Source organism: Puia sp. (genome assembly GCF_035546395.1).
In the GTDB taxonomy this organism is placed as follows: Bacteria; Bacteroidota; Bacteroidia; order Chitinophagales; family Chitinophagaceae; genus Puia.
In genome coordinates this window covers 723,609-740,432 of record NZ_DASZXR010000016.1, presented here as the reverse complement: position 1 = coordinate 740,432, position 16,824 = coordinate 723,609, and the positions used below count along the sequence as shown (strand labels likewise).

18 protein-coding genes are annotated in these 16,824 nt (G+C 56.1%); 15 read left to right on the top strand and 3 right to left on the bottom strand.

What is annotated here, in order from left to right:
* The first annotated feature begins 120 nt into the window (after window positions 1–120).
* Window positions 121–756: a DUF4412 domain-containing protein gene (locus tag VHE34_RS24230; protein ID WP_325592752.1), complete on the top strand. Its 636-nt coding sequence runs from the start codon at window positions 121–123 to the stop codon at window positions 754–756.
* On the opposite strand, the gene VHE34_RS24225 is transcribed toward VHE34_RS24230, so the two are convergent.
* The 3 genes from VHE34_RS24225 to VHE34_RS24215 are packed head-to-tail and all read right to left on the bottom strand — an operon-like array spanning window position 753 to window position 2,516.
* Window positions 753–1,322, bottom strand: coding sequence for a DUF4337 domain-containing protein (locus VHE34_RS24225; RefSeq protein WP_325592750.1), 570 nt, complete (start codon window positions 1,320–1,322; stop codon window positions 753–755). The two genes, VHE34_RS24230 and VHE34_RS24225, sit on opposite strands and share 4 nt — an antisense overlap.
* 8 nt (window positions 1,323–1,330) lie before the next feature.
* Window positions 1,331–1,717 carry a DUF3037 domain-containing protein gene (locus tag VHE34_RS24220; protein WP_325592748.1) on the bottom strand — a complete coding sequence of 129 codons (387 nt, stop codon included), beginning with the start codon at window positions 1,715–1,717 and terminating at the stop codon, window positions 1,331–1,333.
* A complete protein-coding gene (locus VHE34_RS24215; RefSeq protein WP_325592746.1) occupies window positions 1,695–2,516 on the bottom strand; it encodes a HipA family kinase in 822 nt (273 codons plus the stop codon). Before VHE34_RS24215 ends, VHE34_RS24220 begins: the two co-directional genes overlap by 23 nt.
* A 75-nt stretch (window positions 2,517–2,591) precedes the next feature.
* Here VHE34_RS24215 and VHE34_RS24210 point away from each other — a divergent pair, with 75 nt between their 5' ends.
* From VHE34_RS24210 to VHE34_RS24145, 14 genes are all read left to right on the top strand, one after another.
* Window positions 2,592–3,329 (top strand): ATP-binding cassette domain-containing protein, encoded by a 738-nt coding sequence (locus tag VHE34_RS24210; protein ID WP_325592744.1) that lies wholly within the window; start codon window positions 2,592–2,594, stop codon window positions 3,327–3,329.
* A 94-nt stretch (window positions 3,330–3,423) separates the two neighbouring features.
* Window positions 3,424–5,409, top strand: coding sequence for a M1 family metallopeptidase (locus tag VHE34_RS24205; RefSeq protein WP_325592742.1), 1,986 nt, complete (start codon window positions 3,424–3,426; stop codon window positions 5,407–5,409).
* A gap of 91 nt (window positions 5,410–5,500) precedes the next feature.
* Window positions 5,501–7,045 (top strand): glucose-6-phosphate dehydrogenase, encoded by a 1,545-nt coding sequence (gene zwf, locus VHE34_RS24200; protein ID WP_325592740.1) that lies wholly within the window; start codon window positions 5,501–5,503, stop codon window positions 7,043–7,045.
* 33 nt (window positions 7,046–7,078) lie between these two features.
* Window positions 7,079–7,924 carry a DUF1080 domain-containing protein gene (locus VHE34_RS24195; RefSeq protein WP_325592738.1) on the top strand — a complete coding sequence of 282 codons (846 nt, stop codon included), beginning with the start codon at window positions 7,079–7,081 and terminating at the stop codon, window positions 7,922–7,924.
* A 122-nt stretch (window positions 7,925–8,046) separates the two neighbouring features.
* A complete protein-coding gene (locus VHE34_RS24190) occupies window positions 8,047–8,556 on the top strand; it encodes a sigma-70 family RNA polymerase sigma factor (RefSeq protein WP_325592736.1) in 510 nt (169 codons plus the stop codon).
* Window positions 8,541–8,798, top strand: a complete 258-nt coding sequence (locus VHE34_RS24185; protein WP_325592734.1) for a hypothetical protein — start codon at window positions 8,541–8,543, stop codon at window positions 8,796–8,798. Before VHE34_RS24190 ends, VHE34_RS24185 begins: the two co-directional genes overlap by 16 nt.
* A 2-nt stretch (window positions 8,799–8,800) precedes the next feature.
* Complete coding sequence (locus VHE34_RS24180; RefSeq protein ID WP_325592732.1) at window positions 8,801–9,475, top strand: ClpP family protease; 675 nt, start codon at window positions 8,801–8,803, stop codon at window positions 9,473–9,475.
* Between the two features lie 32 nt (window positions 9,476–9,507).
* Complete coding sequence (locus VHE34_RS24175; protein ID WP_325592730.1) at window positions 9,508–10,539, top strand: hypothetical protein; 1,032 nt, start codon at window positions 9,508–9,510, stop codon at window positions 10,537–10,539.
* Window positions 10,540–10,570: 31 nt separating this feature from the next.
* Window positions 10,571–11,257, top strand: a complete 687-nt coding sequence (gene rpiA / locus VHE34_RS24170; protein WP_325592728.1) for a ribose 5-phosphate isomerase A — start codon at window positions 10,571–10,573, stop codon at window positions 11,255–11,257.
* Window positions 11,258–11,262: 5 nt separating this feature from the next.
* Entirely contained in the window at window positions 11,263–11,982 is a 720-nt protein-coding gene (locus tag VHE34_RS24165; RefSeq protein WP_325592726.1) for an SDR family NAD(P)-dependent oxidoreductase, read from the top strand.
* Window positions 11,983–12,220: 238 nt separating this feature from the next.
* Window positions 12,221–13,771, top strand: a complete 1,551-nt coding sequence (locus VHE34_RS24160) for a vitamin K epoxide reductase family protein (protein ID WP_325592724.1) — start codon at window positions 12,221–12,223, stop codon at window positions 13,769–13,771.
* 34 nt (window positions 13,772–13,805) lie between these two features.
* Entirely contained in the window at window positions 13,806–14,036 is a 231-nt protein-coding gene (locus VHE34_RS24155; protein ID WP_325592722.1) for a hypothetical protein, read from the top strand.
* A 14-nt stretch (window positions 14,037–14,050) separates the two neighbouring features.
* The gene (locus VHE34_RS24150) at window positions 14,051–16,306 is read left to right on the top strand and encodes a peptidase domain-containing ABC transporter (RefSeq protein WP_325592720.1); all 2,256 of its coding nucleotides are present in this window, start codon (window positions 14,051–14,053) and stop codon (window positions 16,304–16,306) included.
* Window position 16,307: 1 nt separating this feature from the next.
* Window positions 16,308–16,820, top strand: coding sequence for a hypothetical protein (locus VHE34_RS24145; protein ID WP_325592719.1), 513 nt, complete (start codon window positions 16,308–16,310; stop codon window positions 16,818–16,820).
* Window positions 16,821–16,824 lie beyond the last annotated feature (4 nt).

Sequence of the window (16,824 nt, the reverse complement as noted above, 5' to 3'; positions counted from 1 at the left end):
GGCGGAACCCGCTCGAAGACATTAGCGGACGGGCGGATCCCGGTCCGGGTACCTCAGCGGACGGGCGGAGCCCAACGGTTCGCAAAGCGAACATAAAAAGACATAGGGATAAAATAAAATATGAAAAAGCTAACCGCAGCGGCACTATTTCTCAGCCTGGCATTGTCCACATCCGCCCAATTCGAAGGCGTCCTGATGTATGACTGCACCATCAAGAACAAAACCCTCACCACCATCTACGAATCCAAAACAAAGGTCCTGCTGGAAGCAAAGATATACCCCATGAAAGCGGGCATCGCCGATATCAAGGAAGCCAAGGAACAGGACCCGATATTATTCGATTTCGAAACAAAAAAAGCGACCCGTGTCGGCGCCAAACACCATGAGGTCGCTACTTCAGCCCTCGCACCGGTAACCAATGACCGCAACGACAAGGCAAAGGAAGACGAGATCAGTGTAACCCTCGTAGGAGAAGAGCGGATCGAACCCTACAAATGCCAGCATTTCACGATAAAAATAAAGAATACCACGGTCGATCTCTGGATCACAAAGGAACTCGGCGCGTCCGAGGTCGTCCTGCTCTCGCAGTTCGATTATTATCCCGCCGGTTCCATCCTCTTTGAAAAATTAAAGGCCACCGGTGGCGAAGGCGTCGTTGTCCGGTCAAAAGAAGGCGACGTCGTCGTCAACCTGACCAACGCTCAGGTAAAGACCGTCCCTGCTTCGTATTTCGATATCCCCGGTGTAAAGCCCTAACCCAGTATCTTCGAAACAAAGTCCGAATGTAAACTTACTTTCATAAACGCCGCCAACCCCAGCACGATCCCCAGCAAGCTCATACCCGCGGCAAACCACAACAACCACTTCCGCTGCGTAAGCGAAGCGATCCCCAACATCGCGATCGAGATCGTCAACAACGCTTCCGTCATATCGAATTGATCGTCAAACAGGTTCAGATCGTCATATTGTTTCGCAAAATCCTCCGCCTGCTTCTTGATCTCCGCTTTCTCTTTCTCATACCTGGCCACTTGCGCCTCATACCGCCGGACAATGGTATCCACGCCCGGCGCCCGCTGCAGCCGCGCCAGTTCCAGCACACTTTCGATCGTCGCCTGTTTGGTGCTCTTCGACTGGTAATAGGACCACGCGTCCAGCGAATGTGCCTGCGCCTGGTCCATCGCCTGTACGATGTTCCCGTCTTTCACATTGCAGATGGCCATAAAAGTGGCCGTGATCGCCACAAACAACGCCACCATCGAATTGATCTTGCTCTTGTCGGCATTCTCGGCCGACTCCTGGATCTTCTCGGTTATTTCGCTCATACAATAGATTAAAGTACCATCGCCGCGAAAAGCCGCTCCAACTCACCCTCCATATTCGTCCCACAAAAACCCGGATGCACCTTCGACGCCTGCAGGATCGTACTCCGCGTCGCCGTCAGCCACCGGAATCGCGACGCCTTGTCCAGCTGCCCGATCGGCCCGCCCGCCTCCGATCCCGCAACGATCTCCTCAAAACCTTTCAGGTGCGCGATCACTTCTTCGAGGTCCAGCTTAGGATCCAACGCCCGCAACCGTTCGGCATTGACCGAATATCGTATCCCCAGCCAGCGCGACAAATGACAATACGCGATCACCCCCACATTGAGGAACTCCTCCCGGTCCACCCGCGGCATGACCCGGATCACGGCATACTCAAACAATTGCTTTTCTGGCATTCAAGGCATTTTCTAAGAAAACCGAAGAGCTCTCAACCCTCCGGATCAAAAAATCACTATAAACTTGCCGCACGGCAGCAGGCGATTCCACCCAAACTCCCGTCGTCAACCATTCGTCCGGCACCAACTCGACGACGCCCCGGATCAAAGCTGGCGTCAGCAAACCCCGAAACTCTGCATCCACTTCGTCAAGTCGCGACGCAAAAGGCAACAGCACATGATCTTTCACCTGGGCAAAAGGCCGAACCGCAGCAGCCTCCCAGGGCGCCGAAGCTCCGTGATAGGAGTCATCCCAACTATGATGAAAATATAAAGCGGCCCCATGATCGATCAACCACAGTTCTTTGTTCCAAAACAGCATATTCGTATTCCGCACGGTCCGGTCCACATTCGTCAGCAGGCAATCCAGCCAGACTATCTTCGATGCCAGCAGCGCATCCACCCGGTTCACCACCGGGTCGAACGTAATCGACCCCTGCAAATAATGCAGTCCCAAATTCAGCCCCACGCTCGCCTTCAGCAGGTCCTGGATCTCCTCGTCCGGCTCGCTCCGCCCAAAGGCCGCATCCAGCTGCGCAAACACGATCTCCGGCACCCGCAATCCCAATAGCCGCGCGATCTCCCCACCGATCAGCTCCGCAACCAGCGACTTCACCCCCTGGCCCGCACCCCGGAATTTCAATACATACAGGAACTCATCATCCGCCTCCGCGATCGCCGGCAGCGAACCACCCTCCCGCAGCGGGGTGACATAGCGGGTCACCGCAACCGTCCTCAATTCAGACACCGAAGTAATCATAACGAGCCGGCAAGATAAGCAAACCTCCCCAATCCCCGAGTCGCCCGTTTAGCCGAATTCTTCTACTTTTGTCCCATGGAATTCCTCGAAGTCGCGCTGGAAAACATCGAATTCACCCTCCAAAAAAACCAACGCCTCGCCATCGCCGGCGAGACCGGCTCCGGCAAAAGCACCCTCCTGAAGATCATCGCCGGCCTCGCCGCTCCAAAAAAGGGACACATCCACTTTGAAAATGTAAAAGTCCTCCTCCCGCAAGAACGCCTCATCCCCGGCCAACCCGGCATCGCCTACCTCTCCCAACACTTCGAACTCTGGCACAACTACCGCGTTGCCGAGATCCTCGACTACACCAACGACCTCGAACCCGCAGATGCCCAAAATCTCTATCATCTCTGCCACATCGATCACCTCCTGGGCCGCCGCACCGACCAGCTCTCCGGCGGTGAACGCCAGCGCATCGCTCTCGCCCGGCTCCTCGTCCGCCCGCCCCGCCTCCTACTGCTGGACGAACCCTTCAGCAACCTGGATATGATCCACAAACGCACCCTAAAAGCAGTTCTCCGCAACGTCACCGCCAAATTCGACATCACCACCATCCTCGTCTCACACGATCCCTATGATACCCTCACCTGGGCCGAAAAGCTCATCGTATTAAAGGATAGCCGCATCGTCCAGCAAGGTCCGCCCCGCGAAGTCTACGAAATGCCCACAAATGAATATGTAGCCGGTCTCCTCGGCGATTACGCCCTCGCCAACGGCCAATTTATCCGCCCCGAAGCCCAAACAGCCTTCTTTTTTTCCACACATCCTTAAATTCGGCCGCACAGCGCGCCCGTTCCCTACCTTCGCGGGCACCCGCGGGAACCGATCCCCCGGCCCTAATAAAATCACACAAACTAGAATCACCATGAGAAATGTCTTCGGTCCCCTGGCCCTGGCCGCTGCGTTGTTCACTCAACAGGCAAGCCAAGCCCAATCTGCCGCCCCGGCAACCAACTATGACCCCCACGATGCCTTCGCCCCACTGTTCTACCCGGCCTACGGCGACGACGTCCGTACCGCGGCAGGTACCCCCGGTCCAAAATATTGGCAAAACAGCGCCGACTATAAGATCGACGCCAGCCTCGACGCCGAAACCCACGGCATCACCGGTACCGTCGTCATCACCTATAAAAACAACAGCCCCATCGACCTGCCCTTCGTCTGGCTCCAGCTCGATCAGAACATCTATAACCTCAAATCCCGCGGCGTGGCCATCACCGACCTCTCCGGCGGCCGCTGGGCCAACCGCGACCAATTCGACGGCGGCTATACCCTCGAGTCCGTCGAGATCCTCCACACCGGCACAAACGCCGCAGGATCCGCAAACAAAGCGACAAAAGCCGACTACCTCGTCTCCGATACAAGAATGCAGGTAAAAGTCCCGGGAAATCTCAAGTCCGGCGCAACCCTCAAATTAAAGATCGCCTACAAATTCATCGTCCCGCAATACGGCACCGACCGCTGTGGTCGCCTCGAAACAAAGAACGGCTGGGTCTATGACATCGCCCAGTGGTACCCACGGATGTGCGTATTCGACAACGTCGTCGGATGGAACACCCTGCCTTACCTCGGCCAGGGCGAATTCTACCTCGAATACGGCAACATCGAATACAACGTCAACGTCCCCTCCGAAATGCTCGTCGGCGGCAGCGGCGAACTCCTCAACGCCGCCGAAGTTCTGACCCCGACCCAGCTCAAACGCTATAACGAAGCAAAGAACAGCGAAAAGACCGTCGTCATCCGCAGCCTGAGCGAGGTCACCGATCCGGCCAGCCGCCCACAGGGCAAACGCCTCACCTGGCGCTTTAAATGCACCAACACCCGCGACGTAGCCTGGGGCGCGTCAAAAGCCTTCGTCTGGGACGGCGCCCGGATGAACATCGCCGGCCGTCCCACCGCCGCCCTGGCCCAGTCCCTCTACCCCGCAGAAAGCGCCGGCGACTCCGCCTGGGGCCGCAGCACGGAATTTGTAAAAGGCGCCCTGGAATTCTATTCCAAATATCTCTATCCTTTCAGCTATCCTTCGGCCACCAACATCGCCGGCATCGTCGGCGGGATGGAATATCCCGGCATCGTTTTCTGCAGCTACCGCAGCCGTGGCCGCGGTCTCTGGGGCGTGACCAGCCACGAGTTCGGCCACAACTGGTTCCCCATGATCGTCGGCAGCAACGAACGTAAATACTCCTGGATGGACGAAGGCTTCAATACCTTTATCAATGGGGTAGCCGACTCCGCCTTCAACCATGGCGAATTCTATCGTCCCATCAAGAGCCGCACCCGCATGGCCCAGCCCTATTTCAATTTCCCCGATCCCATGCTGACCATCCCCGACCAGGAACGCAGCCAGCCCGAATGGGGAACGCTATCCTATAGCAAACCCGGCACCGGCCTCGAACTGCTCCGCGAAGAGATTCTCGGAAAAGAAAGATTCGACTATGCCTTCCAATACTATGTCCACTCCTGGGCCTTCAAACACCCCACCCCTTATGACTTCTTCCACGCCATCGAGAACGCCTCCGGCGAGACCCTCGATTGGTTCTGGCGCGGTTGGGTCTTCAACAATTGGAAGATCGACCAGGCCGTCACCGGCCTCGACTATGTAGGCGGCGACCCCGCAAAGGGCGCGACCATCACCATCGAGAACAAGGAAAAACTACCCATGCCCGTTACCGTCGAAGTAAAGGAAGAGAACGGGACCACCAACCGCGTACAGCTCCCCGTCGAGATCTGGGAAAAAGGCGGTACCTGGAAATTCCACTACCCGTCCACCGGCAAGATCACCCAGGTCACCATCGACCCCGATCAACGCCTCCCCGATACCGACCCCGCCAATAACACGTTCAAACCGTAAAATAGCAAAGCCGCCCTCGGGCCAAGCCCTCTCAATTAACATTGAGGGGGCTTCTTTTTCGCTATATTTGTACACACTCAAGCACAATTCTATGGCCGACAAGAAAGTTCTCCCCGCATCGATCACCATCTTCGGGGCAAAAGGCGACCTGACCTGGCGTAAACTCATCCCCGCTCTCTACAACCTCTACATCGATCACCACCTCAATCCAAAATTCCATATTTTCTGCGTCGACTTCCTCACCGTCGACAACGCTTCCTATCACGAATGGCTCCTCACCGGCGTCAACGAGTTCAGCCGCACCGGCCGCGCCGACGCCCAGAAATGGACCGAATTCGCCAAACACATCACCTATGTCCAGGGGGACTTCATGAAGAAGGAAACCTATGACGATCTCAAATCACACATCGCGAAATTCGAAAAGCAGGAGAACATCCGCGGCGTCCGCATGTTCTACTTCGCCGTAGCCCCCCGCTTCATCGAAGTTATCGCCGACGCCCTCTGCAAGCAAAAACTCTGCAACCGCGACGCTCTCGACCGCATCGTCGTCGAAAAACCCTTCGGCACCGATCTCGACTCCGCCCGCAAGCTCAACCGCTACCTGGCGAAACGATTCAAAGAAAAACAGATCTATCACATCGACCACTACCTCGGCAAGGAAATGGTCCAGAACATCCTCGCCTTCCGCTTCGCCAACCACGTCTTCGAACCCCTCTGGAATAATAAGTTCATCGATCAGATCCAGATCAGCGTCGCCGAAGAGGTCAGCGTCGGCAAACGCGGCGGCTACTACGACAGCAGCGGAGCCCTTCGCGATATGATCCAAAATCACCTTCTCCAACTGCTCTGCATCATTGCCATGGACTGCCCCAAAGCCTACGAGGCCGAAGCTATCCGCGACGCCAAGATAAAGGTGCTGAAGGACGTTAGGATATACAACAGCGAGCAGGTGTTCAAGAACGTCGTCCGCGGTCAGTACGCCGCAGGCACCGTCGGCGGTCAACCCCGTAAGGCCTATCGCGAAGAAGAACAGGTCAAACCCGACTCGAACACCGAGACCTTCGTGGCCGCCCGCTTCTTCATCGACAGCCCCCGCTGGAAAGGCGTCCCCTTCTTCCTCCGCACCGGCAAGAACATGGCCAAACAATCCACTACCATCATGATCCAGTTCCGGGATTCCCCGCACAAGATCTTCAAGGATGACATCACGCCAAACCAGCTCATCATCAGCATCCAGCCCGAGCTCGAGATCGGCCTCATCTTCGAAGGCAAGGTCCCCGGCCTACACATGAAGCTCCTCCCGATGGAAATGGACTTCATGTACAAGGACGCCTATATCGAATCCCTACCCGAAGCCTACGAAGCCCTCCTCCTCGACGTGCTCGACGGCGACGCGACGCAGTTCATGCGCGCAGATCAGATAGAATGGGCCTGGAAAGTGGTCATGCCGATCCTCGACGCGTGGAAAAAGAATCCCAAAAAACAATTGCAGTTCTACGAATCCGGCACCTGGGGCCCCGCCGCGGCAAATGCGCTCGTCAAGCCCTATTCGAAAGAATGGTTCCGGCTCAACCACGAGCCCACACCGCTGCCAACACCCGCAGCCGAGAAAGCGCAGATTGTCGCAGCGACCTAACAATTTAAAAACTTTAACACACACTTTCAACCTATGAAGCGCCACTATCCGTTGGTCCTGCTGCTGCCAATCGCATTTTTTTCTGCCCGGCCGCCTGCCTCACAGCCGACCGCTTCTCCCTATTCAACTCCAACCGCGGCCTCCCGCGACAGCTGGAGCTCCCTCTTTAACGGAAAGAACCTGAATGGCTGGGATATCTATCTCAAAGGCGTCGGCCTGAACCCCGCCTCTCAACAAGTGTTCACCGTCACGTCCGAAGACAACCAAAAATGCATCCGCGTCTCCGGCGAGATCACCGGTGGCATCTCCACCAAAAAAGAATATGGGGACTATCACCTCCAGCTGCTCTTCAAATGGGGCGCCTTCACCTGGGGCTCCAAAAAAGGAAAGAAGAAGGACAGCGGTCTGCTCTATCATTCCGTCGGTCCCTATGGCGCCGACGGCGGCGCCTGGATGCGTAGCCAGGAATTCCAGGTGGAAGAGACCAACACCGGCGATTACTGGGGCTGTGCCGGTGCCACGGCCGACATCCCAGCCGTAAAAAAGGACACCGACTATGTTTACAACCGGGAGGGCGCACTCTATACCTTCCGCGCCGATACCCGCATCGGCCGCCACTGCATCAAGGCCGGCGACAATGAGAATGCCGCCGGACAGTGGAACACCCTTGACCTCTATTGTCATGGAGACACCGCCGTCCATGTTGTCAACGGGAAGACCGTCATGATCCTCTATCATTGCGCTCAGGTGGATAATGGTCAGTCGACGCCCCTGACAAAAGGCAAGATCCAGCTGCAATCCGAAGGCGCCGAGGTCTTCTATAAGCAAATCCGCATCCAACCCATTACTGCTCTCCCCGAAGAAATTCTAAGCAAATGAAATACGTGCGCTTAGTTCCTCTTTTCACCGCGCCGCCCGGCGGCCGCCCCAAAAAAATTTTTGGGCCCCACCGGTGATCTTCCTACCTTTTTAGACACTTCCTGGTAAGTAAACAAGTTCGTATGGCCGTCCACAACGATCACCGCCTCACCGCCCTTTATAGGGACTCCTTTCCCGACTTCGCCCGGCTCGTCCGCCGCGCAGGCGGGTCCCTCGAAGAAGCAAAAGACTGCTTCCACGATGCTATGCTGATTTATATGGAAAAGGAATCGGCGGGAACCCTTCATCTCTATTCCTCGCCAAAGGCCTACCTCCTGGGCATCGCCAGGGTCTGCTGGCTGAGGTCGCGGGCAGCGGGCCCCAACCTGCCACTCCCCGATGACTTCGGTGAGGCGTTCGATCCAGGGGATGCGGACAGGCAGGAAAGGGAAGAAACTCTCCTCCGTTCTTTACAGACCGCGGGAAAAAAATGCCTCGACCTCCTGAAAGCCTTCTACTACGACAATATTTCCATGCAGGACATCGCCAAAAAATTCGGTTTCAACGGCCGCCGGAGCGCCACCGTACAGAAATACAAATGCCTGGAGAAGGTCCGGGCAGAAATAAAAACAGAATTATGCGCAGCGAATTGAACGAGATCCAGCTGATCGACCAATACCTGCTCCGGCAGCTCCCCGCAGCCGAGGCACAGGCCTTCGAGACCCGGATCCTTTGCAATGGACCACTCGCCGAAAGGGTGGAGGCCCAGCGCATCGCCCACCGGCTCATCCGGCTTTTTGCCCGGAAGCAAGAGCGGCGCCGCCTTGAAACCATCTATCGCCAATTACAAGCCGAGCCATCCTTCGCCCGCCAATTGAAAACCATTTTTGCCTGATTATGATCATCCCTACTGTCATCGACAACGCGACAAGAGGTGCATTCGACATCTACAGTCTCCTCCTGAAAGAACGCATCGTTTACCTTGGTACCGCCATCGAGGAGAATGTCGCCAATCTCGTCGTCGCACAGCTGCTCTATCTCGACAGCGAGAACCACAATCCGATCATGCTCTATCTCAACAGTCCCGGCGGTATCGTCTACGGTGGTTTCGCCATCTACGACACCATGCGGAAAGTAAAGTCTCCCGTGGCTACCGTGGCGATGGGCTTTTGCGGCAGCATGGCCACGGTGCTGCTGACCGCCGGAACGCATGGCCAGCGATATGCCCTGCCCCACGCCACGATCCACATGCATCCAACCGGCGGCGGCGCCAAAGGGTACACCGAAGACGTACGCATCGCCTACAAGGAGCAGGAACGGCTGCAAAACCAGATATTCCACCTGATCGGAAAATTCTCCGGCCACACCCGCGAAGAAATAGAAGAAATGTTCCGGCGCGACCGGTTCATGAACGCCGAAGAAGCCCGCCAATACGGCCTCATCGACGAGATCCTCGGCGACACCGACGATCTCATCACGCTCGCCGACCCCCCAACAAAAAATTCCTTTCAGCCCCTTCCGAAAGACCGGGAAACTATCGGCTTCAAACGCCCCGTTCCACCCGCTCTTTGATTCATCGCAAATTTGGCTTATTTTATCGGCCTATGCGACCGGTAAACCCCTACATCCTTGCGCTCGCCACAGTCCTCTTCGCCGCCTGTAGCAGCAACACCCAAAAAGCTAAAACCGCCCCACCGCCCCTCTCGGACAGCGCCCGCGCGGCCTCCTTCGTCACCCATTTCCTCCGCTGGTACGCGGAGAAATATGACTCGCTCGATCATTTCCATCTCGTGAATATCCCTGAATCGGACGACTCAGGCTGGAATACCCTGGATCTGGCCCAAACAAAGAGCTATCTCAACGCACTTCGCTCGTCCGGGTACTTCACCGGGCAATTCCTCGCCGAAAAAGAAGCCTACTTCCGCCAATGCGATTCCTTCTTCAACGCAAAAAAGGAGAACAATCACTCGCCCACAGGATTCGACTTCGATCTGGTCCTTTCTTCCAGTCAAACCGGCGAGTTCCTCGCCGACTCGGTCAACCCCAATGTCACGGTGTCCCTTCCTACGGTCATCTTCGACAAATACCTCGTCTTTACCCTTCAATGCAGCGGCGACACTTGCCGGATCGACAAGGTCCACTATCGCGTGGACCCCGACAAATTCGCAGATGAGGTATACGTCCCCGGCGCCGACTCCAGCGATCCCGCGATCCGCAAAATAAAAGCAGAAGTCCAACAGATACGCGCAAACGCTGCCAAATACCGGATGGTCGCCAATGACCTTGAAGGGGTATCCTCCGAAGGTGGGGATGATACCCTCTATTATGAGGGGAACCGCCTTCGGAAAGCCGCGTCACAACTTTTCGGCTCGATCGGCAATGCCAGGTCTGACTACTATTTCACCGACGGAAAAATGCGCTTTGCGATCTATCGCGAGATCCAATACACGAAGCCTTTCACTATACCGAACTATGATATCGGCATGATCAGGACCACGCGTTACTATTTCCAGGATGGCCGGCTCTTCCGCTGTATTGATGAAAAGGGAAAGCTCGTCGACAAGGGGCTTTATCCTGCAATATTGAAAGAATTGGCCACCGAGGACTCCGTATTTTTGCCTACTTTCAGCCGATGAAACAGGCATTTATTTTGTCTCAAAATAAACTATGTCCGATTATAAACAGCAAGCCGCGATAGAGGCCGCCAAACTCGTCCAGCCCAATGCCACCATCGGCCTCGGCGCCGGCTCGACCATGACGCATCTCATCAACGCCATACGATCCACCCCCGGCCTCGCCGGGTCCCTTACCGTAGCCAGCTCTTCCTTTGCCACAAGACAAACCCTTCTCAAAGAAGGCTTCAACGTCAAAGAATCCGGCTGGCTGGCGCAGCTCGACCACTATTTCGACGGGTGCGACCAATTCGACTGGCGGCTCACCGCCCTCAAAAGCGGCGGCGGTGTTCATGCTGCTGAGAAGGTCCTCGCCGCGATGGCAAAGCAATTCGTCCTCGTCGGCGACGCCACCAAAAGAGTCGATCGCCTCACCAACACCTACCCCCTCGTAGTCGAAGTCATCCCCGAAGCCCTCGCCTATGTCTCCGCCCGCCTGAAAGAATACTTCAACCCAATAAGGTCCGAGCTACGCCTCAGCGACAAGAAGGACGGCGCAGTCATCACCGAACGCGGGAATTTCCTCATCGACAACTGGTTTGAAAGCTTCCCCGAACCCGGCGTCCTCAACGATCGCGTCAGCGTCCTGCCCGGCGTTCTGGAGCACTCGCTCTTCTATAATATGGCCCATAAGGCCATCACCGCCGGTCCCGACGGGATCGTCATCTATACGAAACCCTAAGAAAAATGAAAACCGTCCTCATCCTCGGCGCCAACAGCGACACCGCAAAAGAGGCCCTAAGGCTTTACGTCCAACAGGGCCACCAGGTCATCGCCGCCTCCCGCAGTCTCAAAGAGATAGACGCATACGTCCAAACCCATCACCTCCCGCAGGAAAAAGTCATCACCCGCTACTTCGACGCCACGGCGTTCAAGGATCACGCCGCCTTCTACGCCGCCCTCCCCGCAAAACCCCACATCGTCCTCTACGCCGCCGGCTTCCAGGTCACCAACGAAGAAGCCCTCCTCAGTTGGGACGGCACTTATCAAATGATCAACGTCCTCTACGCCGGCGCGCTCTCCATCCTCAACCTAATCGCCACCGACCGCGGCAACCCCAACCTCGAACGCATCATCGGCCTCTCCTCCCTCTCCGGCGTCCGCGGCCGCAAAAGCAATTTCGTCTATGGCAGCACAAAGGCCGCCTTCACCACCTACCTCGCCGGCCTTCGCCAATATCTCGCCCCCCGCCATATCATCGTCAACGCCATCATCGCCGGCTATATCGACAGCAAGCTCACCGCTCATCTCGACCTCCCAAAGAACCTCCTCATGAAACCCGCTTTCATCGCCCGCCACATCGTCCACGCTGGGAACCGATTCACCATCGTCCCCGGCTGGAAGTGGAAGATCATCTACCGGATCCTCAAAATGCTCCCGGAAAGCCTGGTCGCCAAGCTTCCTTGATTGGCCTCGCCTCGTGGTCAATCTTCCCTCATTAGTCTCCCCGGTGACCCAATTCCTCTAAACATCGGCGTCTCCCGGGTCCCACTGCCTGCGCCTCTATCGCACTCGTCTACACGCAAGCCCTTATTGCGCATAAACGCTTTTGGGCTGGCCTGGCATTTCGTATATTTTTAAAGAAGCCAATCGACCTGCCATGCTCTTCGACCTCCTGCTACCACCAAATACCGGAAACATTCTTATGGTCACCCGCCAGCTCCTGCGCGGGCTGCATATCAACGTCACCGTATCCGCGCTCAAACAGACCCTGGAGGGCCATCCCGACTATCCCAGCCTGTTGAGCATCAGCGACTCATTAAAGAAATTCAACATTGCTAACTCCTGCATCCGCCTGGGAAAAGAACAGCTGGCAGATATTCCCCTCCCATTCATAGCATACACCAGCCGGAAGGGAGGCGGCTTCCTGACTGTTCACTCCGTCGGAACCGACAATGTGCTGTGTTCCGGTGAAAAAAAGCACGGTGGCAAAAGGAATATCCCCACATCCGAATTCATTGAAGATTGGAATGGTATTTGCCTGCTCGCCGAAGCTTCCCCAAATTCCGGCGAGGAAGACTTCCGCCGCCGCAGGATAAAGGAATGGCTGGGCGACAACACCCCCGCTCTTATCCTGCTCTGCTGTCTCATCTGGATGACGCTCGCCATCTCGTCCTGGCCGTTATATCTACTCACCTTCATAAAATTCGCCGGCTGCTTCGTCGCCTCCCTGCTGCTGTGGTATGACATCGATGCACTCAACCCCGTATTGCAAAAGATCTGCACCGCCGTCAAAAACACCAATTGCAAAGCTGTCATTCAGTCGCCTGCGGCCAAATTTTTTGGCCTTGTCTCCTGGAGCGAGATCGGCTTCTACTATTTCGCCGGCAGTTTTCTTTGCCTGCTGGTATCCCCACCCGCTGCGACTGTTCCCTTGCTTTCTTGGATCAATCTGCTCACGCTCCCCTATATACTGTTCTCCGTCGGGTACCAGTGGCGCGTAGCAAAACAATGGTGCTTGCTTTGCCTCTGCGTACAGGCCCTGCTCGTCGCCGAATTCGCGGCATTTTACTTCCTCTTCTGGAGCAAGCCGTCCAACCACGCCCCAGTATTCACCGTCAACACCGTCGCCATTTTCCTGATCCCGGTCTTTTTCTGGACCTTCAGCAAAACTCACCTCCTCGCTACCCTCGCCAACCGGCGGCACAAAGCCGAACTTGACCGCCTTAAGGCAAACAAGGATATTTTTCAGTCGATGACCCAGCGGCAGAAAATGATCACTGCCGATCCCACCGGCCTCGGGATAACCCTCGGGAATCCCGCCGCAGGGAATTCGATCATCAAGGTCTGCAACCCCTATTGTAACCCTTGCGCTCAGGCCCACCCCATGATCGACCAACTGCTGCGAACCCATGACAACCTGAAAGTGCAGATCATTTTCACCGCCAAGGATGATGACAAAGATAAGAAAGCGGTACCCGTACGTCACCTGATGGCACTATATGATAAAAAGGATCCGGAACTGATGCTCCGGGCTCTCGATGACTGGTATCTCGCCCCGGAAAAGGATTACCAGCGCTTTGCCCGAAAATATCCCCTCAATGGGGAGTTGCAAAAGCAAGGAGGCAAGCTGCAGGCTATGAGCGAATGGTGCACGCAGACGGGCATATTTGCCACACCGACCATATTCGTCAACGGCCGCCAGATGCCCGAGATATACTCCCTTGGCGATCTCCAGTCTTTCCTCGAAGAATAACGCAATCTATTTTTAATCATAAAAACAAAAGAACATGATAACAACACTCGGCATCCAGCTCAGCCGCGCAGAAATGCGAAACCTCAAGGGTGGCTGCTCCAATCCTCCCTGCACTTACGTTTGGTGGACCTGCGATAACTGCTATATTGCCTGCTATGTTGATAATCCACCGGTAGAACAGATCCCCGGCTGCGATGGGGAGAGTACCAATTGTGTCCGAACCACCAACACCTGTTCGAACCCGAACTACATCGCCTGCTGCTAAGCACGAACCCATCCATGCCCTTCCCATTCTTCCGGCAACCGGACTCCATGGACTGCGGTCCCACCTGCCTGCAAATGGTAGCCGCCTTCTACGGCAGGAAATACCCCTTGCAGGCCCTGCGGGACAATGCCCAGATCGGTAAGGACGGCGTCAACCTGTTGGGGATAAGTGACACCGCAGAAAGCATCGGCTTCCGCACCCGTGCGGTTAAGATCGACCTGCAGTCCTTGGCGGCCGGGGTCGCCCTGCCCGCCATACTCCATTGGGATCAATATCATTTCGTCGTTCTTTACAAGGTAAAGCGCAGACATTTCTATATCGCCGATCCCGCTGCAGCTCGCGTGCGGCTTGGCGAAGCCGAATTTCTGCAACGCTGGGCCCCCGATCGCATCGGCATCGCACTGCTGCTGGAGCCGGCGCCGGAATTTTTCACCCGAAGCTCCTCCAAACCGGCTAGCTCCCCAAATCCGGCTGCCCCCAAAAATCACGCCGCTCCCACAAAACCGGCCAGCTCCGCTTTTCGCAGCATCTTCTCCTATCTCCGGCCTTATAAAAAAATGGTAGCCCAGCTAGCCATCGGCCTTGCTGTCGCCAGTCTCCTCCAGTTCGTTCTGCCCTTTCTCACGAAAAGCATCGTCGACGTCGGCATCGACGCCGCCAACATCCACTTCATCCAGGTCGTCCTCATCGCCCAACTCGCCCTGTTGGCAGGCCGGATGATCACGGAATTCATTCGCAGCTGGATACTGCTGCACATCAGCACAAGGATCAATATTGCCATCCTCACCGATTTCCTGGTCAAGCTGATGCAACTCCCGCTGTCCTTCTTCGATAGCAAACGAACAGGAGATATCCTCCAGCGCATGAACGATCATCTGCGCATCGAATCCTTTCTCACCGGTTCTTCCATCTCGGTGCTCTTCTCGGTCGTGAACTTGCTGGTCTTTTCCTTCGTCCTGGCCTCTTTCAACGGCTACATCTTCCTCGTATTCCTGGCGGCAAGCATTTGTTACTCTGCCTGGATCATCGTCTTCATGCGCCGTCGCCGCCTACTCGACTACCGCCGCTTCGATGTCGCCGCCAAAGAACAGGGCGCAGCCATCCAGATGATCCAGGGAATGCAGGAGATCCGCCTGAACGGCGTCGAAAAACAGATCCGCGGCTCCTGGGAAAAACTACAGGTAGCGGCCTTCAATCTCAGCGGCCGGTCGCTTTCGCTCAGCCAGTGGCAACAGTCCGGAGCGTTCTGTATCAACGAAACAAAGAATATCCTCATCACCTTCATCGCCGCAAGCTCCGTCGTCGACGGCCGCATCACCCTCGGTACCATGATCGCCGTGCAATATATCATCGGTCAGCTGAACGCCCCCGTCGAACAAATGCTCAGCTTCGCCCAATCCTGGCAGAATGCAAAGATCAGCGTCGACCGCCTCAACGAGATCCACTCCATGCCCGACGAAGAGCCCCGCCATAAGCCGTTACTCCAAACCCTTCCTCCCTCGTTCAGCCGGCAGCTGACCGGCGGCCGCCGCGCCGATATCCACCTGGACAATGTATCCTTCACCTACCCTGGCGCCGGCAACGCCCCCGTGCTGGAAAATATCTCGCTTCGCATCCCAAAAGGTAAAGTCACGGCCATTGTCGGCGTCAGTGGCAGCGGTAAAACTACCCTCCTCAAGCTCCTCCTGAAATTCTATCCGGTGCAGCGGGGCGCTATCTGGTTGTGCGATACCCCGCTCGACGCGATCAGCCATAAGCTATGGCGCAGCCATTGTGGGGTGGTCATGCAGGAGAGTTATATTTTCTCCGATTCTATCGCACGAAACATTGCCGTCGGATCGCCCGAACCCGATCGCGGGAGATTGGATTATGCGGTCAAAATGGCCAATATCGACAGTTTCATCACCTCCCTGCCTCTCGGTTATGACACCCTCATCGGCGCCGAAGGGACGGGGCTAAGCGCGGGACAGCGGCAACGCATCCTGATCGCGCGAGCCGTCTATCGCGATCCCGATTTTATTTTCTTTGACGAGGCGACCAACAGCCTCGACGCCGCCAATGAAAGCATCATCCTCGGACATCTGCAGGCCTTCTTCAACGGGAGGACCGTTGTCGTCGTCGCCCACCGCCTCAGCACGGTGAAGAACGCCGACCAAATCATCGTGCTCGACAAAGGCGTCATTGCCGAAAGCGGCACCCACCGGCAGTTACTACAAAAAAAAGGCGAATATTTTCGCCTCGTCGAAAACCAATTGGAATTAGGAGAATAACATGGACGAACTGCGGGAAATATTACATCGCCGTCCTATCTGGATCATTCGCTGGGGAACCGGTCTGTTCCTGCTTGTCCTGGCCGCCCTTCTCGCATTGGCGTTCTTTATTCGGGTTCCCCTAACTAGCCGCATCCGGCTCCTCATCTTCCGCTCTGCTTCGGACGACTACTATGGCCGGCTGGAACTTCCACGGCAATGGATATCCTGCATCTGCGCTGGCCAGACCGTCCGGGTTAAGTTGGCAGGCTACCCGCCGGAGATGTATGGTTACCTGGATGGGAAATTCGCTCCGCCCGCCGGGACCGTCACGAACACAATGGTCACAGACAATGCCGCCGGGGAAAAAACAGTCCCGGTCCTTATCCGCTTTCCCGCCGGTCTCACCACCACCCGCGGCCAACATCTTACCTGCTCCGACGGATTACCCGCCACTACCGAGATCCGTCTTGGCGAACAACGGCTGCTCTTGCGGCTTTGGCAGGAAATAACGATAAAGCCACGGCTCCCCTGAACCG